General features: G+C 62.9%; 14 protein-coding genes. 3 read left to right on the plus strand and 11 right to left on the minus strand.

Annotated features, from left to right (window positions below):
- From OXH56_08555 to OXH56_08590, 8 genes are all read right to left on the minus strand, one after another.
- The coding region (locus OXH56_08555) for an efflux RND transporter permease subunit (protein MCY3555358.1) at window positions 1-1640 on the minus strand (1640 nt) is incomplete at its 3' end.
- A gap of 21 nt (window positions 1641-1661) precedes the next feature.
- A complete protein-coding gene (locus tag OXH56_08560; GenBank protein MCY3555359.1) occupies window positions 1662-5594 on the minus strand; it encodes an efflux RND transporter permease subunit in 3933 nt (1310 codons plus the stop codon).
- A 5-nt stretch (window positions 5595-5599) separates the two neighbouring features.
- On the minus strand, window positions 5600-6739 hold the full coding sequence (locus OXH56_08565) for an efflux RND transporter periplasmic adaptor subunit (GenBank protein MCY3555360.1): 1140 nt from the start codon (window positions 6737-6739) through the stop codon (window positions 5600-5602).
- Between the two features lie 165 nt (window positions 6740-6904).
- Complete coding sequence (locus OXH56_08570; protein ID MCY3555361.1) at window positions 6905-7744, minus strand: amidohydrolase family protein; 840 nt, start codon at window positions 7742-7744, stop codon at window positions 6905-6907.
- A gap of 96 nt (window positions 7745-7840) precedes the next feature.
- On the minus strand, window positions 7841-8725 hold the full coding sequence (locus OXH56_08575; GenBank protein MCY3555362.1) for a DMT family transporter: 885 nt from the start codon (window positions 8723-8725) through the stop codon (window positions 7841-7843).
- Window positions 8726-8873: 148 nt separating this feature from the next.
- Entirely contained in the window at window positions 8874-9944 is a 1071-nt protein-coding gene (arsB, locus tag OXH56_08580) for an ACR3 family arsenite efflux transporter (GenBank protein ID MCY3555363.1), read from the minus strand.
- A 75-nt stretch (window positions 9945-10019) separates the two neighbouring features.
- Window positions 10020-10670 carry a protein-tyrosine-phosphatase gene (locus OXH56_08585; GenBank protein ID MCY3555364.1) on the minus strand — a complete coding sequence of 217 codons (651 nt, stop codon included), beginning with the start codon at window positions 10668-10670 and terminating at the stop codon, window positions 10020-10022.
- On the minus strand, window positions 10667-11095 hold the full coding sequence (locus OXH56_08590; GenBank protein MCY3555365.1) for a metalloregulator ArsR/SmtB family transcription factor: 429 nt from the start codon (window positions 11093-11095) through the stop codon (window positions 10667-10669). Before OXH56_08590 ends, OXH56_08585 begins: the two co-directional genes overlap by 4 nt.
- A gap of 286 nt (window positions 11096-11381) precedes the next feature.
- Here OXH56_08590 and OXH56_08595 point away from each other — a divergent pair, with 286 nt between their 5' ends.
- Entirely contained in the window at window positions 11382-12854 is a 1473-nt protein-coding gene (locus OXH56_08595) for a sulfatase-like hydrolase/transferase (GenBank protein MCY3555366.1), read from the plus strand.
- Between the two features lie 21 nt (window positions 12855-12875).
- A complete protein-coding gene (locus OXH56_08600; GenBank protein MCY3555367.1) occupies window positions 12876-13670 on the plus strand; it encodes a S1/P1 nuclease in 795 nt (264 codons plus the stop codon).
- Between the two features lie 9 nt (window positions 13671-13679).
- Here OXH56_08600 and OXH56_08605 read toward each other — a convergent pair whose 3' ends face one another.
- Window positions 13680-14540, minus strand: a complete 861-nt coding sequence (locus OXH56_08605) for a sulfite exporter TauE/SafE family protein (protein ID MCY3555368.1) — start codon at window positions 14538-14540, stop codon at window positions 13680-13682.
- Window positions 14541-14667: 127 nt separating this feature from the next.
- On the opposite strand from OXH56_08605, the gene OXH56_08610 reads away from it, so the two are divergent.
- Window positions 14668-15327, plus strand: coding sequence for an NUDIX hydrolase (locus OXH56_08610; protein MCY3555369.1), 660 nt, complete (start codon window positions 14668-14670; stop codon window positions 15325-15327).
- A 70-nt stretch (window positions 15328-15397) separates the two neighbouring features.
- On the opposite strand, the gene OXH56_08615 is transcribed toward OXH56_08610, so the two are convergent.
- Together OXH56_08615 and OXH56_08620 are read right to left on the minus strand one after the other, a co-directional pair.
- Complete coding sequence (locus tag OXH56_08615; GenBank protein MCY3555370.1) at window positions 15398-16318, minus strand: 2-oxoacid:ferredoxin oxidoreductase subunit beta; 921 nt, start codon at window positions 16316-16318, stop codon at window positions 15398-15400.
- 12 nt (window positions 16319-16330) lie between these two features.
- Window positions 16331-18181, minus strand: coding sequence for a 2-oxoacid:acceptor oxidoreductase subunit alpha (locus OXH56_08620; protein MCY3555371.1), 1851 nt, complete (start codon window positions 18179-18181; stop codon window positions 16331-16333).
- Window positions 18182-18184: the final 3 nt, after the last annotated feature.

Here is an 18184-nt window from a genome sequence, read left to right on the forward strand (position 1 = left end):
ATGGGTAACAGGAAGGTCAGGATGACGAATCCACCCAGGATGAGCGCCACGTCGAGCCGGTGGTTCAGCACCCATCCGATCACCTGGGCGTAACGGTTTTCAAGCGTTTCAAGCAGGCTGACCGTCGGCAGGCGCCCTTCCTTCAGGAGCCGGGAAGCCAGGAGCGGTATGAAGCTGAGCGACATCACCAGGGACGAGATCAGGGAAATGGTGATGACCAGGCCGAACTCCCGCATCTCCGTCTGCGCGTTTCCGCCTCCGATGAACAGCAGGGGCAGGAACACGATGGCCGTGGTCAACGTGGCGGCGCTGACGGCCACCGAAACTTCGCGGGCGCCCTGGATCGCCGCCTGCACGGGTTCCACGCCCATCCGCCGCAGCCGGACGATGTTCTCCAGCACCACCACGGCGTTGTCCACCAGCATGCCGATGCCGAGCATCAGTCCCATGAGCGAGATGAGGTTGAGCGACAGGATGCCGTACCCGGTATTCACGAAATACATGACCGTGAAGGTCACGAGGATGGACGCCGGGATGGACGCGGCGATGATAAAGGTCGTCCGGTACCTCCGCAGGAAGAAAAAGAGCACGCCCAGGGCGAACAGGCCGCCCCACATGCCGGCGGTGCCGAGCGTTTTGAGCGAATTCAGGATCCAGGACGACTGCTCGAAAAAGATGAAGTAGGTCAGGCCGGGCCAGCGCGGATCGTCGGTCAGGTCGCTTAAGGTCTCCTTCACGGCCGCCGTGACTTCCACCGTGTTGGCGTTCGACTCCTTGCTGATCACCATGCCCACGGCGTCCTGGCCGTTCAGGCGGAACCGGCGGTATGACGTGGGCTTCCGGTATTCCACCCGGGCCACGTCGCTGAGCTTGAGGCCCCTTTCATTGATCGGGTAGGACTGGATGTCCTCCACGGTTTCCAAGGCGCCCGAAAGCCGGACGATATAGCGGAACCCGCCGTCTTCCACGTAGCCTCCGGGCGAGTCCATGTTGGCCTGGTCCATAGCGCGGATGAACTGTTCCACGTTCACCTTGTACGCCTTCAGCAGGTCCTCGTCCAGGTCGATGATCACCTGCCTGGACTGGGACCCCCACGCATCGATGCCGGCGATGCCGTCAATCCGTTCGATGCGGGGGATCAGCTGCTCGTCGACGACCTGGAACAGGGCGTCGCGGTCGCCGTGCCACGACAGGGAGAGATACATGATGGGGATGTCCGTGCTGGAGAACTTCCGCACCCAGATCCGGTCGATCTCGTCCGGCAGCGCCGGCCGCACCCGTTCCACGCGGTCCCTCACCTCCACGTAAGCCAGCTTCATGTCATTGCCCGGTTCGAAGACGAGGTTGACGTTCACGCCGTTGGTACTCGAATTGGATTCCACGCGGCGCAGTCCGCGCAGGGTCTTCAGTTCCCCTTCCAGCGGACGGGCGATCAGCTGCACGTTGTCCTCCGGCGTGGAATTGGGATAGGGTACCCAGACGTTCATCCAGATCCCGTCTCTCGCCGGAACGAGCTCCATCGGCAGAAGCCGGAAAGAGACCGCCCCGAAGAGGATCGCGCTGACCAGGACCATGAACACGGTAACGGGTCTTCGGAAGGCGAAGGCGGTCCAGTTGTATGGGGAAAGGAATTTGAACATATCAGGCTCGTTGAATCCTGGTCATGATTGAACGGGACCCTCGGTGGCGGGACCCTCGGGGACAGGACCCTCCGTGACGGAACCTTCCGTGACGGGACCCTCCGCCGGAGCGCCATGTTGATCCCGGTCCACCAGCGAGTAGATCACGGGGATCACGATAAGGGTCAGAAAGGTCGAAGCGATCAGTCCCGCGATCACGGTAACGGCGAGGGGCGTGCGGATCTCGGCGCCTTCGCCCAGGCCCAGCGCGAGCGGAAGCAGTCCCAGGATCGTCGTGGCCGTAGTCATGAGTATGGGGCGAAGCCGGACCCGGCCCGCGGTGATGACCGCCTCGATCCGCTCGATGCCGCGGCGCCGCAGCTGGTTGGTATAGTCCACCAGCACGATGGCGTTGTTCACCACGATCCCGGCCAGCATGATGATGCCGATCAGGACGATCACGCTGATCGCGATATCCAGTAGATAAAGGGTAAGCAAGACACCCGAAAGGGCAAGCAGAAAGGAGATCATGATGATGAACGGATGGAGCAGCGACTCGAACTGAGAAGCCATGACCAGGTAGACCAGGAATACGGCCATGGCGATGGCCAGCAGCATGCTGCGCGAAGCGATGGTCATCTCCCGATACTGGCCGCCGATGTCGATGCTGAAGTCGTCGGGAAGGCGCATTCCGGACAGCCTCTGCTGCATGTCGCCGGCCACGCTTCCCAGGTCGATGCCGGTCAGATTCGCCGTCACCAGGGCCACGCGCTGCTGGTCGATGCGCCGGATCTCGCTCGGGCCCTCGTCCAGCTGGACCCGGGCTACGGCCCCGAGTTGGATCGAACTGCCATTCTGCGTGCGGGAAGCAGGCGCCTCGAAGTTCGACCGGGATTCCGAATCTTCCCCTTCGTCGTTCCGGTCCATCCGCTCATTCTGCCCGGTGTTACTCCGTTCGCCCGCGTTTACGGCCATGGCTTTAAGTTGGGCGATCTGCCTGCGGTCTTCTTCCCTTGCCCGCACCAGGATGTCGATCTTGCGTTCTCCCGCTGAGAACCGGGTGGCCACGCTGCCGCGGACCTTGTTCCGGATCGCGTCCGCGGCCTGCCCGATGTCCACGCCGAGGGCCGCCATCCGGTCCCGATCGAATACGATCACGGCTTCGGGATAGCCCGCCTCCATCAGGGACCGCACGTCCCTCAGGCCTTCCAGGTCGCCCAGGACGTCGACCACCTCGCCGCTGACGCCGCGGAGGTCCCTGAGGTTGTATCCCCGGACCTCGACCTCCAGCGGGGCCTTGAAGCTGAACAGCGCCGGCCGGACGAATTCGACCCGGGCGTCCGGTATTTCGGCCAGGCGTTGCCGCAGGCGGTCCATGACGGGATCGCTGCCCGTTGCCCGAATGGCATCCGCGTCGAGCATGACCCCGACGCGGGCGACGTTCTCGCGCTCTTCATCCATGAGCGATCCGCTGGACTCCATGGCGCCCACCACGACGTAGACCTGCCTGATGTCCGCATCCTCCCGGATCATGGATTCGATCATCGTCGCGATTTCGTCCGTCTCCTCCAGCGGCGTGCCGGTGGGCAGGATGAGGTCCACCGCGAACTCGCCCTGCTCCATTTCCGGAATCAGCTCGGTACCGAGGCGGGGAATGAGTATCGTGGTCGTCCCGACGACCGCCGCGACCACGAGCAACGTGACAAAGCGCTGGTTGAGCGCCCGGGTGAGGAAGGACACGTAGGCCGACTGGAGGGCTTCGAGCCCCTTGTTGAATACGTAAAGGACCGGTTGAGCCACCTTGCCAAGTACCCAGAAAACCCCGCGCAGAAGAAACCACACGGGTAGGAGGGCCACGAGAAGCAGGTTCGGGACGATCGTAAACAGGATCTTGAACAGACTCCCGACCAGGAACCGGACGAGGCGGTAGATGGGCAGGATCAGCCGGGAGACGAAGACGATGGTCCAGCGAGGAATCGACACGGCCGCGCGCAGTCCCCGGTTCTTGGCAAGCTGAACATCCGGGTTCCGGTACTGTCGCACGCTTCCCCACAGCCAGTGGCCTGCCAGCAGGAGGATCCTCGCGACAAGGTATAAGGGGAAGACCAGGACCCAGCGCGCCGCACCCGGGGTCCGATCACCACCCCTTTGCCGGAAATGCTGCGCGATCTCGCCGAACCAGCGCAGCCCCGGGAAGGTGTTCACGAACCAGTTCGCCGTGTCCCGGACCAGCCTGGCGGCGAACCATCGGATCGCCCCGCCGCGCTCCTCCTTAGCCGTCCGCCTGAAATCTCCGAAGGCCGACTGTACCCAGAGGCCCCGCCCCGCCCTCTCGCCCAGGCTGCCTTCCCGCGAAGCCATCATGGGAATGAAGGTCAGGGCCACGGCCAGGGACGCCAGCAGGGCGAAGGTGACGGTCAGGGCCTGGTCGGTGAAGATCTGGCCGGCGATGCCTTCGATGAATACGATGGGAAAGAACACGGCGATTGTGGTCAGGGTCGAAGCGGTCACCGCCATCCCCACTTCCGACGCGCCGCGGCGGGCGGCTTCCACCATGCTGTCGCCTTCCTCCCGGCAGCGGAAGATACTCTCCAGCACGACGATGGCGTTGTCCACCAGCATGCCGATGCCCAGGGCCAGGCCGCCGAGGGACATGATGTTGAGCGTGGTCTGGCTGAAGAACATCAGGATGAAGGTGATCAGCACGGACACCGGGATGGCCACGCCGACGATGAGTGTGCTGCGGAGGTTGCGCAGGAAGAGGAAGAGGACGAGGATCGCCAGCACGCCGCCCCACTGGGCTGTCTTGATCACCTCGTCGATGGCGTTTTCGATGAAGCGGGACTGGTCCGATACGAGGTGCAGGGTTACGCCTTCGGGCAGCGTCGAAACGATGGTGTTCGCCTCGATGCCCATGACGGCGGCACCGGGTCCGTTTGATGATTCAGCAGTGGACGCGGCCGATTCTTCCGACTGCTCGGTTGCTTCGTCTTCCGCTCCATCGGCAACTACCGGTTCCGCATCCTCCGTTGGTTCCGCATCCCCCGTTGGTTCCGCATCCCCCGTCTCGACCTCGCCCAGCCGTTCCCGGACCGCCCGGGCGACCGTTACCGTGTTGGCGTCCGCTTCCTTGAACAGGGCGATCTCCACGCTCTCGCGGCCGTTGATCCGGGTAAGCGTCTTCCTTTCCTTGAAATGCCGCCGGACCGTGGCCACGTCGTGGAGGCGCACGGGTACCTCGCCCCGGCTGGAGATGATGATCTCGCCGATCTCCTCGACGGTCTGGAATTCGTTGACCGCCCGTACGATCAGCGCTTCGTCGCCTTCCTGGAGCTGCCCTCCGGCCTGGTTGATGTTCTCCGCGGCGAGACGCTGGTTGATCTGGCCGAAGGTGAACCCCAGCCTGGTCAACTGCGCTTCGTTGATTTCCACCTGGATTTCTTCTACCAGCCCGCCCTTGATGCGGACCGAGGCGACGCCCGGCACCGTTTCAAGCTGGCGCCTGATCTCCCAGTCCGCCAGGTTCCGCAGCATGATCAGGTCTTCTCCGGACAACCCCAGTCGCATGATGGGATCGAGTTCCGGGTTGTACCGCAGGAGAATGGGACGCTCGGCGTCCTGGGGCAGGAATACGCGGTCCACCCGTTCCCGCACGTCCATGATGGCCAGGTTCATGTCCGTGTCCCAATCGAACTCGAGCACCACGTCGGAGACGCCCGCCCGGGAGATGGAACTGACTTCCACCAGGCCCGTAACGACCCCCACGTCCTCTTCAATCCGGCGGGATATGAGGTTTTCGATTTCCTGGGGAGCGGCGCCTTCGTACTCCGTGCGCACCGTGAGGGAAGGGTAGGAGATGTCCGGAAGGAGATTGACCGCCAGGCGCTGGAAGGACACGTATCCGAAGATCAGCGCAGCCAGTACCAGCATCGTGATGGTGACGGGCTTGCGAATGGCGAAATCAACGATGTTCATGGAGGTTATTCCGGCGCATCGGGAGCGACGATCTTAACCCGGGTGCTGTCTCTCATGCTGCGATGGCCGGCAATCACGACCAGATCGCCCGGGCTCAGCCCTTCCTGGATCTCGGTGAAATCCGCGTCCTGCAGGCCGAGGGTGAGGGCGACGCGGGTTGCGATGCTGTCCTTCACGGTGAAGACTTCATCGTCTTCCAGCAGGGCGATCTTGGGGATCAGCAGCACGCCTTCGTGCTGGTCTGAAAGGATTTTCACTTTGACGAACATGCCCGGCTTGAGCCGCCAGCCGGGGTCGACGATCCTGATGGTGACCTTGAAGGTGCCGTTCTGAGGATTGATGATGGAGCTCACCCGGTGGATCGTGCCGTCGAACGTGCCGTCCGGCAGGGTCTCCGTTTCGAGGATGACCTGCTGGCCCGGGGCTACGTGCGCCCACTCCATTTCGGGCAGATGGGTGTAGATCAGCAACGTGTTCAGATCGACCAGCGTGAAAAGCGCATCCCCCGGTCTGGCCATGTTGCCGACGTTCTGGTGGCGTTCCGTGATGGTGCCGCTGAAAGGCGCGCGGATAGTGGTCTTGTCGAAGGCGACCTTGGCGGACTCCCAGTCCGCCCGGGCCATGATCAGCTCACGCTCCTTCGCCTCGTGGTCCACCTCGCTGATGAGTTGTCCCTCCAGCATGGCCTCCGAACGATCGAATTCCTGCTTGCGGGCGTCCCGGATGGCTTCCGCGCGTGCCAGGTTTACCTCTTCTTCGTCGTTTTCCAGCATGGCGAGGACATCGCCCCGCTTCACGGAGTCGCCTTCTTCGACGCGCATCTCTTCGATCATGGCGGTCGTCCGCGGGTAGATCTGGGCATCGCGGTCGGCTTCCACCGTCGCGGTCGTCAGCACGATATCCGAAATGGTACCCAGGGAAGCCTCGATCACGTTCACCGGGACCGGTGGCACCTCCGTGGTGTCGGCTTCGGCCTCGCCGTCCTTGCCGACGATCTTTTCCTCGTCGGCTTCGTCTTCGGCCGTATCCGAACTCGCGGCGCCGCACCCCGCCGCGATGAATGCCGCCAGGAAAGCGATGCACACCGCGGCAGTTGCTGCACGAGAAAGACGCATGATGAGAGGTAGAACGCCTGGACGACCCATGCCTGCTCCTTCAGAACAATACTAAATCTTTACTAACTATTATTATACAACCGCAAAAGCGCGATATTCACGTGAAGTTCGCGGTGAAGCTTACGGTGAAGTTCGCGCCTGTCTGCTCCATTAGACAGCGCGCGGGGGGCAATAGTTTCCTTTAAATGCAGTGTTTTACCCCGCCGCCGCCAGCAAACGCGCCATATTCCCGCCCAGGATGAGATCCATGTCCGCCTTCGCGATGAAGGTACAGTGGGTCCGCACGGCTTCGAGCGAGTGCCGGTACGTACTCGCCCGGGCGACGGGCGGATAGTTGGACGCCCAGCAGAGACGGTCGGCCCCGTAGTACTCGTAGAGCTTGCGTACGATCCACATGCAGTCCGAGTAGGGATATTCCCAGGCGGTCTCCGAGACGTATTGGAAACCGGACAGCTTGATATGGATGTTGGGCACGTCCGCCGACGCCAGGACTTCGTTGAGCATAGGCCGGGGCAACGGTTCGCCCACCTTCACGCCGGCCATGTGGTGGCAGAGGAAGGGCGTGTCCGGAAACCGCCGCGCGAGCTTGCGCAGCGCGGGCATCCAGGCCGGCCCAAGGGCCAGGGAAGCGATCTGGTTGAGTTCGGCCGCCTTCTCGAAGAACGCGAGGCCTTCCCGCGACTCGAACCAGTCCGTATCGCCCTTCAGGTAGTGGGTGAACCCCTTCAACCGGTACTTTTCCACCGATTCAGCCAGCCGGTCGGCGCCGCCCGGCACGTGATAGGTTTCGGACCAGGAACAGTCCACGTCGGCGAACTGGATGAACCGGTCGAGGTATTGGCGGACGCACTCTGCCCCGTAGTCGTTGTTGTTGGGGTTGTGTTCGATCCGGGCGCAGACCAGTACCGCCTGGTCCACCCCGGCCAGGTCCATTTCGTGAAGCAGCATCTCGGCCCGGCCCCGGTTTTCCGGATCCGGCACTTCCGGTTCGTAGGGCCAGTAATCCCATGCGTGGGCATGGCAATCGATGATCATTATTGGTATTCCTTTCTGAAGTTGTCTGAAGTTGCGGGTTGCCGGCCTGCGGTCGACCAGGGCCAGGTTGTGCGGGCTATGCGGGCCGTACGGTCTTCAATACCGGTTGACCACCCAGAGTCCGGCCGCCAGCAGCACCAGGCCGCCCGTGAGGTATGTGGTCACCTGGTCGCCGAGGATGAGCCAGCTCAGGAGGACGCCGAAGAGGGGCGTCGTGAAGAAGAAGGCGCTGATCTGGGTGGCGCTGTGCCGCTGCAGCAGCCGTATCCATACGAGAAAGCAGAAACCGGCCACGATGGCGCCCTGGTACAGGACCGCCGCCACGATGGCCGGGTTGATCGTGACGGGCAGGTGCCATTCGGTCGACACCCAGAGGACGGTGAAGATGGGCAGCACGACCACCTGCTGCCAGAAGATGACCGATACGGGGGAGATGCGCCGGACCAGGACCTTGTTGAGCATGATCTGGATGGCCAGGCTGATGGAGCTGCAGAGGACCAGCACGTCGCCAAGCGGAGTCGACGGTCCTCCGGCTTCGTCGTATATGGTCAGCACCATGCCGGCGCCGGCCAGGACCAGGCCGAGGTTCTTCATCAGCGTCAGGCGGTCTCCCGGGATGATGTAGTGGGAGATTGCGGCGACGACGAAGGGGTAGGTCTGCATGAACAGCACGGCGTGGCTTCCGGAGGTCTGTTCCGCGCCGATGTTCAGGAAGAGGATCTGCGCGGCCATGACGAGGGCGGGCACCGCGATGATCAGGCGGTCGCCCCGCGCCACGTAGAGCGAGACGCCGGCCAGGCGCGTCCAGGCAAAGACGCACACGACCGCGACCCCGAAGCGCAGCACCGCCAGGAGAATCGGCGGGATGCCCTGCAGGCCTACCTTGACCGATACGACCAGGCCGCCCCAGAGCGTGCACAGCATCAGCACGAGGAGGATGGACCTCGTCGTCAACGGCTGGTTTTCGTCGATGTGAGTCACCCCGGCCAGCCTTTTCACGGGAGGTAGGAAGCGAGAGGAAACGGCAGGGCGAGATTATACGACGCGGGAGCGCCTCGAAGCAACGTTAAAGTTCAGGCCCCGGCGTTCAGGCCCCGGCGTTCAGGCCCCGGCGTTCAGGCCCCGGCGTTCAGGCCCGGCCGGGGGAGGCCGCGACGGCTTTCCGGTCATACATGCGCCGGAACCTAAGGGCCACGTTGACCAGCGCGATCATGACCGGCACTTCGACGAGGGGGCCGATGACCGCCGCGAAGGCCACGCCCGATTCGATGCCGAAGACGGCCACGGCCACGGCGATGGCCAGTTCGAAGTTGTTGCTCGCGGCGGTGAAGGAGAGCGTGGCATTCTTTGAATAGTCCGCGCCGATCTTCCGTCCCATCCAGAAGGTGATCAGGAACATGAGCACGAAATACACGAAGAGCGGAACGGCGATCCGTACCACGTCCAGGGGGATGGCCACGATCGTGTCGCCCTTCAGGCTGAACATGACCACGATGGTGAACAGCAGCGCCACCAGGGTGATGGGGCTGATGCGGGGGATGAATGTCGACTCGTACCACGGCCGTCCCTTGAGCCGAAGCAGGACCAGGCGCGTCGCCATGCCGCCGAAGAAGGGGATGCCCAGGTAGATGAGCACGCTTTCCGCGATCTGCGCGATCGTTACCGGTATGACGCTGCCTTCCAGTCCGAACCAGGGCGGAAGCACCGTGATGAAGACGTAGGCGTACACGCTGTAGAAGAAGACCTGGAACAGGCTGTTGAAGGCCACGAGGCCGGCGGCATACTCCGTGTTTCCCTTCGCCAGTTCGTTCCACACGATGACCATGGCGATGCACCGGGCCAGGCCGATGAGGATCAGGCCGGTCATGTACTCCGGATGCGCCGGCAGGAAAAGCGCCGCGAGCCCGAACATGAGGATGGGGCCGACGACCCAGTTCAGGAAGAGGGACGCACCGAGGATCCGCACGTTACGGAACACGTCCCACAGTTCCTCGTACTTCACCTTGGCCAGCGGGGGATACATCATCAGGATGAGCCCGATGGCGATGGGCAGGTTGGTTGTGCCCACCTGACCGAGCTGGATAAGGGCGGGCACCTCCGGCATCCATACGCCGAGCGCGACGCCAAGCCCCATGGCCAGGAAGATCCAAAGAGTCAGGTACCGGTCTCGAGCCGACAATTCACGCGTCGTTGTATCCATGGTCACGCTCAGGTTGATTATGTGGATCTTCGCCCAGCCGCTTTGTCCGTCCTGTCACACCGTCCGCCCGTCCGCTTAGTCCGCTTCGGACACCATCGCGAACATCCAGGCCATCTCCCGGCAGATCTCCCGGCATCTTTCGTCGTAGACCTCCGTCTCCCGGTCCGTGCCATCGGCGGACTTCGGGTCTTCATAGGGGACGAGCACGCGCTGGTCGGCGCTGGGTATCACTGGACAGTCGCGGTCCGCACTCGAACAAGTCAGGACCGCGCAGAAACCGTCCTGCGGATTCGAGGGATCGAGGTAGGTCTTGGAGAACGCGCGCACAGAAGCCAGCCCGTTACCGGCGTAAACGGTGTAGACCGGGTTTTCTTCCAGCACGCCACGGTCAATCCAGAAACCCGCGCGAATCAGGGCCGCCAAGGTCCTGGGGTTGAAGGCAGTGGCCTCCGTCCCGCCTGAGAAGACGGACACCCCCGGCACGGCGAAGTAATCCGCCGCGGTCTGCGCCCAGATCTGCGCCATCTGGCTCCTACGGGAATTGTGGGTACAGATAAAAGTGAGCCGGGCAAGTTGGTCTTTTCTCACGCGTTGCGCGACGTACGTTGAAATGCTATCCAGCAATTTCCCGCGATCCAACGGTATGTGGTCGAATTCCGACAGGCGTGCCTTGAAATAGCGATTGAGCACCGGGTAGAACTCGGAATCGTGGCCGGCCGGATTCATCGCCCCTCCTCCGGAAACATAGGGTGACCGTGCAATGCCGGATCTTCACGTTCGTCTACCTGGAGCAGGGCCATGGAGGGCTGGGGTACGCAGATCTTGCCTTCGCTGGCCAGTCCGCGCAACCGGTCCAGGTCCGCCTGGACCCGCTCGTGGACCTGGCGGGCCGAGACGAGATAAACCGAGATGTATCTCAGGGCGATCGAAGAGTCTGTAGCCAGCGCGTAGTAGATCCATACGCCATCGCGGCGATCCGTGAGCAGTCCGTACCGCTTCAGCACGGCCAGGTGCCGGGAGATCTTGCCCTGGGACATATCCAGGACCGCCATGATTTCGCACACGCAGAGTTCCCGCTCGGTCAGCAGGAACAGGATGCGAAGGCGCGTCGCGTCCGAACAGGCCTTGAATACGGCAACGTCCTTGTCCATAACCGAATACCTCTACCGGTCGGTACCCAAACGTGGGCCCCAAAGCGGCATCCTCCGCATTCTGGCTCCTGTTCCGTAGCCTCCGAACGGCGGCTCACGCACGATGAATACGTCTATATTCTGATAAACGAATATACAGATATATTGTGACCTGTCAACACGATTCGTTAACGCAAATGCATAGTCTGGTATCGCCGGTACCGGTGGACACCCGGCGGCGCGCGTAGTATATTGTGGTATTCGTTCAACGCGACTGAACTCGATGGGTGTTCGATACGAGAGGACCATGCCGCCTCCTCCCCACGTACTGCTCGTCTGTACCGATCACTGGCCAGGCAGGCTGTTCGGCCACGCGGGCCATCCGGTGATCCAGACGCCCACTCTGGACACGCTTGCCCGCAGCGGAGTGAGGTATACGCGAGCCTACAGCGAATGCCCGGTGTGCATTCCCGCCCGCAGGACACTCATGACCGGAACGACCACGGAAACGCACGGCGACCGGGTGTTCAGGGTCGACAATCCCATGCCGCCGGTTCCCACCGTAGCCCAGACCTTCCGGGACAACGGCTACCAGGCCTACGCCGTGGGCAAGCTGCATGTGTACCCACAGCGGGACCGGATCGGGTTCGACGACGTGATCCTGGCCGAAGAGGGCCGTCCGAATATCGGCGCCCTGGACGACTACGAGGCTTTTCTCGGCGAGAATGGTTACGCCGGAGAAGGATTCACCCACGGCATGAGCAACAACGATTACGGCCAGCGCCCCTGGCATCTGCCCGAGGCCATGCACGTGACCAACTGGACTACGCGCCAGATGGCCCGGATGATCCGGCGCCGCGATCCGACACGGCCGGGATTCTGGTACCTGTCCTACTGCCATCCCCACCCTCCGCTGACCCCGTTGCAGTGCTACCTGGACCTGTACCGCGACGAGGATCCGGGCGAACCGTACCACGGCGACTGGGCGGAGGACCCCGACGGCCTGCCCTATGCGCTGAAGGCGGTTCGGGGTAACAACTGCGGGATGAGCGACACCCAGATCGCATGGGCGAGAAGGGCCTTCTACTCGCTGTGTACCCACATCGACCACCAGTTGCGCGTGGTGATCGGCACGTTGCGGGAGGAAGGCCTGATCGACAACACGATCGTGCTCTTCACGGCTGACCACGGGGACATGCTGGGCGATCACGGCCTGTGGGCGAAGCGCCTTTATTACGAACAGTCGGCCAACGTACCCATGATACTCGTGGGTCCGGCCGGCGACGACCGGGTCGGACACAACCGCACCGACGACCGGCTCGTGGGCTGGCAGGACGTTATGCCCACGCTGCTGGAGCTGTCGGGGATCGACGTCCCCGGCTCGGTCGAAGGCCGTTCCATGGCGGGTGTCGACAGGCGTGAATACCTGTACGGCGAATGCGGCGAGAACGCCCAGGCCACGCGCATGATGCACGACGGCCGGCACAAGCTGATCTACTATCCGGTGGGCAACCGAACGCAGTTATTCGACCTCGAGCAGGACCCGGAAGAACGCCGCGATCTGGTGGATTCGTCCGGTCATGCCGAAATCGTCGGCCGGTTGAAGGCACGGCTGGTGGACCAGCTGGCAGACCTGGACCCGGCGTGGATACAGAACGGAGAACTGACCGGCCTGCCGGACCGAGAATACACGCTGCCGCCCAACCGGGGCCTGTCGGGCCAACGGGGTTTGCACTGGCCGCCGCCGCCCACGGATCCGGGATCTTCATACGTACCCTGAACACATAACGGAGAACCGCTCATGCGAAATGCACGAATAGCCATCGCTTCGATCCTCCTGTTGTGCGGGTCCCTGCCGGCCGTAGCCTGGGGACCGAACGGCCACCGCATCGTAGGCCAGATTGCCGAGAACCATCTCACGGACGCGGCCCGCAAGGGCATTTCCGATCTCGTCGGCCGCGCTTCGCTGGCGCAGATCGGCACGTGGGCCGACGAGATCAAGTCCGATCCCGCCTGGGACCATGCCTCGCCGTGGCATTACGTCAACGCGGCGCCCGGCCAGTCGATTGAATCGGCGAAAAGAAGTCCGGACGGCGACGTGGTCGAGGCCATTCAGCGTTTCGAACGGGTGTTGAGAGACCGCGGATCGAGCAGGAAGGAACGGGTGGAAGCGTTGAAATTCCTGGCGCACTTCGTGGCCGACGTCCACCAGCCACTGCACGTGGGCTATGCCAGCGACCGCGGCGGCAACGATATCCGGGTCCGGTGGTTCGGCGAAACCACGAACCTCCACAGGGTCTGGGACGAGCACCTCGTCGAGCACCAGCGGCTGAGCTTCACGGAATGGGTGCGGTTCTTCGGGCACGCCGAACCCGGCGAGGTCGAGGCGTGGCGTCGTTCGAACGTATATGACTGGGCGCGGGAATCGCGGAGCATGCTGCCCTCCGTCTACGACTTCGGCGACTCCCGTTCCGAAAGAACCCCTTACCTGGGCTTTGACTATATCTTCAAGCATGCCGACGGGGTCAGACTCAGGTTATTGCAGGCCGGCATCCGCCTGAGCGGCATGTTGAACGACATATTCGCTTCACCCTGATCCCACTCGTCAACCCCCGAAGAGCATGACCCCTCCCGCAACCAGCACCAGTCCGGTGATGGTGATCTGCAGGTAGCGCTCCGGGATCCGGCGGGACATCCGCACGCCCAGGGGCACGCCCACCAGCGATCCGGCCGCCATGGTCACGGCAATGGCGAGATCCAGCTGGCTGCTGCCGGCATAGATGATCGAACTCGTGAAGGTCAGCGACAGCGCGATGAAGATCGAGGAGCCCACCGTGTCCACCGCGGTGAGGCGGAAGATGATGATCATCAACGGCACGATCAGGATGCCGCTGCCCACCGAGGTGGAAGCGATCAACCCGCCGATGACGGCGCCCAGCGCCACCGCAAGGACGATCTTAGCGCCCGAGACCCGGGCGGAAACCCGCTGGTCCGCCTGGATCGCCTGGTCCGCCTGGCCCGCCTGGTCCGTTACGGCGCGGGAACCCGGCCGCATGAACATGTGCCAAAGGATCAGCAGGCCGGACAGAATAACCACCGCCGCGATGAACTGGCGAAGATTCGTCTGGAGTTCACGCCAGGCCGGGTCGACCGGGTCCATGCCGCCGGCATACCCCGTAATCCACAGTGCAACCGCCACGGAGACGGGCACCGCACCCGCCATGAAGTACGCAGAGGTGCGGAACCGTATGGTACCCTGCCTGAAATGGAAAAACACGGCTGGAAGCTTGCAGAGGCAGGAATAGAGATGGGCGGTGCCCACCGCTACCGTTGACGGCAGGCCGAATCCCAGCGTCAGAACAGGCAGCAGGAGGACCCCGCCACCGATGCCGGTCATGCCGATGCAGGCGCCGATCAGTGCGCCGGACACGAGTTGCACGACGGTTTTCAGGACTTCCAGGTCCATAGAAGGTCGAACTGCTCCCTTAGTGCGGGCGCATACCGCTCCCGGCTACCTGCACTCCCGGCTACCTGCGCCTCCACCCATTTTTTTCTTGCCACACACCTGCAAACGATGCAAACATGACCTTGCGATGATTCCGACCAAACCATACGCGGCCACGGATCTCGGCATCTTCCGGTTTCTCGACGGCAAGTTGCTGGTCTACCTGGTCGAGTTGAAGATCGAACCCTTCGTGGGCCGCTATTCGCTGCCTGGGACCCTGGTGCTCGAGACAGAAGACCTGGAGGCGGCGGTGCGACGCGCCTACCGGGAGGCAACCGGCCAGTCGAGCGCCTACTTCGAGCAGGTCTACACCTTCTCCGCCATCGACCGGGACCCCAGGAGACGAACGATCTCGACGGCCTACATGGGGTTCCCCGACCGTCCGGGCGAGCCCTTTGAACCGGTAGACAAGTACGGCACGGGGGCGTGGTTCTACGTCAATGACACCCCATCGCTGGCGTACGATCACAATGAGATTCTGAAGGTTTGCACGGACAGGATCGCGGCCAAACTGAATTACACGAACATCGCGCTGCTGCTGCTGCCCGGTGTATTCACGATGGCGGAACTGCAGTGCGTATATGAACAGGGGCTGGGTGAAAAGCTGGAATCGGAAAGTTTCAGCGACAAGGTCCTGTCACTGGGCATGATCGAAGCCACCGGCGGGGAACGCCCGGCAGAGAACCTCCCGCCGGTCCCCCTCTACCGCGCCGTGCACCGGGAACTGCAGGAAATCCCCTTCATCTGAAACGCGGCTTCAACCTGGCGCGGCTTCAACCTGGCGCGCTATCAATCCGGTGCCGCGTCGTCGTATCACACTACATCATGCGCTTGATGATCCGGTCGGACTGCTCGCCGGTGATCCCCAGTTCACGCGCGGCCATGGCACCGCCCTCGTCCAGCACCGGTTCGCGGTCGCCCAGCGTAAGCGCGTCCGTTTTCTGAAAAAACAGGCCGGTGTAGATTTCGTCTCCCCAGATCATGGCCTTCTCGCAGGCCGTCTTCCAGTCGCCGGGATCGTGGCCTTCGTCCTCCAGCTTCTTGACGCGCTGCTTGAAGAAGGGGTAGTCGTTGTCCTTGTTGAACGTGACGCAGGGGCTGAATACGTCGATCAGCGAAAAGCCCCGGTGGCGGACACCCTGTTCGATGAGTCCGGTCAGGTGGCGCGCGTCGCCGCTGAAGGCCCGGGCCACGAAGGTCGCGCCGTTCATGATGGCGGCCGTGATGGGATTGATCGGCGCTTCCACGCTCCCGAAAGGCGTGCTCTTGGTCTTCATGTCGATACTGCTGGTAGGCGAGATCTGCCCGGTGGTCAGACCGTAGATCTGGTTGTCCATGACGATGTAGGTCAGGTCGACGTTGCGCCGCGCCGTGTGCGTGAAGTGGTTCCCGCCGATCCCGTAGCCGTCGCCGTCGCCGCCCGTGACGAACACGGTGAGCTCGTGGTTCGCCATCTGCGCGCCCGTGGCCACGGCAAGGGCGCGTCCGTGCAGCGTATGCATGCCATAGGAGTTGAAGAAACCCGGGAAATTCGAGGAGCAGCCGATCCCGCTGATCGTAAGGATCTCGTGGGGCCGGAGACCCAGGTTCACGCAGGCCCGCTGAAGGCTGCTCAGCACGCCGAAATCGCCGCATCCCGGGCACCAGTCCGGATCCACCTTGCCCTTGAAGTCCTTCGCTTTCAATGGCGCTGACGGTTTCGCTTCCACTTCCTCGCGTGGTAATGTTTCCACTGACATGTTGAAGACTCCTTAGACGATGACTTCTTGATAGGGCACGAAGATGTCCGTCGTTCCGGCCAGCAGCTCCCGGACGCCGTCCACGATATGATGGGGCATGAACGGCTCGCCGTCGTACTTGCGGATGTGGCCGTCGGCCGTCAAACCGGTCTCGCTGCGCAGGTACCGGTGGAACTGGCCGGAATGATTGTTCTCCACGATCACGGTCTTTTGCGCCTTGTCGAAAACCTCCCGGATGGCGTCCGCGTGCAGGGGGACGATCCACTTGACCGGCAGGTGGTTTACGGCGACGCCGTCACGGTTCAGGATCTCCACCGCTTCCCTGATCACGCCGCGGGTCGAACCCCAGCCGATGAGCGTGATTTCGGCGTCTTCGACGCTTGCACCGGAGAGCGACGGCGGTTCGATACGCTGCGCGATATCTTTGAACTTACGGGCCCGCTTCTCCACCATCTTGCGCCGCTTGTGGGGATTGGTGAACTCGTCGCTGACCAGGACGCCGTCTTCATCGTGTTCGTCTGTGGCCACCACGTGGGCGTATCCCTCCACGCCCGGCAGCGCGCGGGGTGAAATCCCGCTTTCCGTGTTCTCGTACCGCAGGTAACCGTTGCTCGGCGCGCCGATCAGACCGTGCCCGTTGGAAAGTTGCGAGCCTGTCGGGATGTCGCTCGCGCCGTTGCTGGACTGGGTGATCAACTCGCCCCGGTCGATCTCCGGCTGCATGTCGATGGCATCCGGGTCGACGCTGAAGGTGCCTTCGGAGATCAGCAGATCCGAAATCACGATGCCCGGGCACTGGAATTGATCCACCAGGTTGAACAGTTCGGGCAAGGTATGAAAGGCGTCCAGCGCATCGGTCGGCGCCACGATGAACCGCTCGAAATCGCCCTGGCTCGCGCCGAGAATCTGCCAGAGATCGCCCTGCTCGGTCTTGGTCGGCACACCGGTGGATGGTCCGGCGCGCTGCACGTCGATGAATACGACCGGGATTTCCATCATGGCCGCGCTGCCCACGGCCTCGGTCATCAGGGCGAAACCGCCCCCCGACGTGGCGCACATGGACCGGCAGCCCACGTGGGCGGCACCGATGGCCATGTTGGCCACGCCGATCTCGTCTTCAACCTGGCGCACCATGATGCCCAGTTCCCGCGCGTTCTGCGCCATCCAGTGGAGGACGCCCGTGGAGGGACTCATGGGATAGGCGCAGTAGAATTTGACCCCGGCCGACGCTCCGCCCATGGCCAGCGCGTCGTTCCCTGTCCATACCGCCAGCGGCCTGCCGCCGGAGGGCAGGGACTGCGAGAAGGGTTCGAAGTGCGCCGCGGCGTAGTCGTATCCCGCGCGGGCCACGCCCACGTTCTCGTCGACCACTTCCTGCCCCTTGCGCTTGAACTGCATGGTGATGATGTCTTCCAGGATCTGGAAGTCTACGTCGAGCAGGTAGAGAATCGTCCCGAGTGCCACAGTGTTCTGCACGAGCTTGTTGCGGTTGTTGTCGGTCAGTTCGTTGATGGGCAGCGGGCAGAGGTGCACGCCGTCTTCCGGAGTACCGGGCGTGATCGTGTCGCTGTTGTAGAGGACCCGCGTGCCGGGTCCCATGAGGCCCAGGTGGCGGTCCATCGTATCCTGGTTCAGGCAGACCAGCAGGTCGAGCTTGTCGCCGTGGTTGTGGACCGGTTGATCGCTGATCCTCATCGTGAGGAAGATATGACCGCCCCGGATGATCGACTGGTAGGCATTGTAGGCGTTGAGATGCAGTCCGCGGCGGATGAAAATCCGGGCGAGCACGTTGCCCGGAGTGGCGATACCCTGGCCCGCGGCGCCGCCTATGGCAATGGCAAAGTCGAAATGGTCAGAACTCATCGG

The organism is Gemmatimonadota bacterium (assembly GCA_026702745.1).
Lineage (GTDB): Bacteria > JAAXHH01 > JAAXHH01 > JAAXHH01 > JAAXHH01 > JAAXHH01.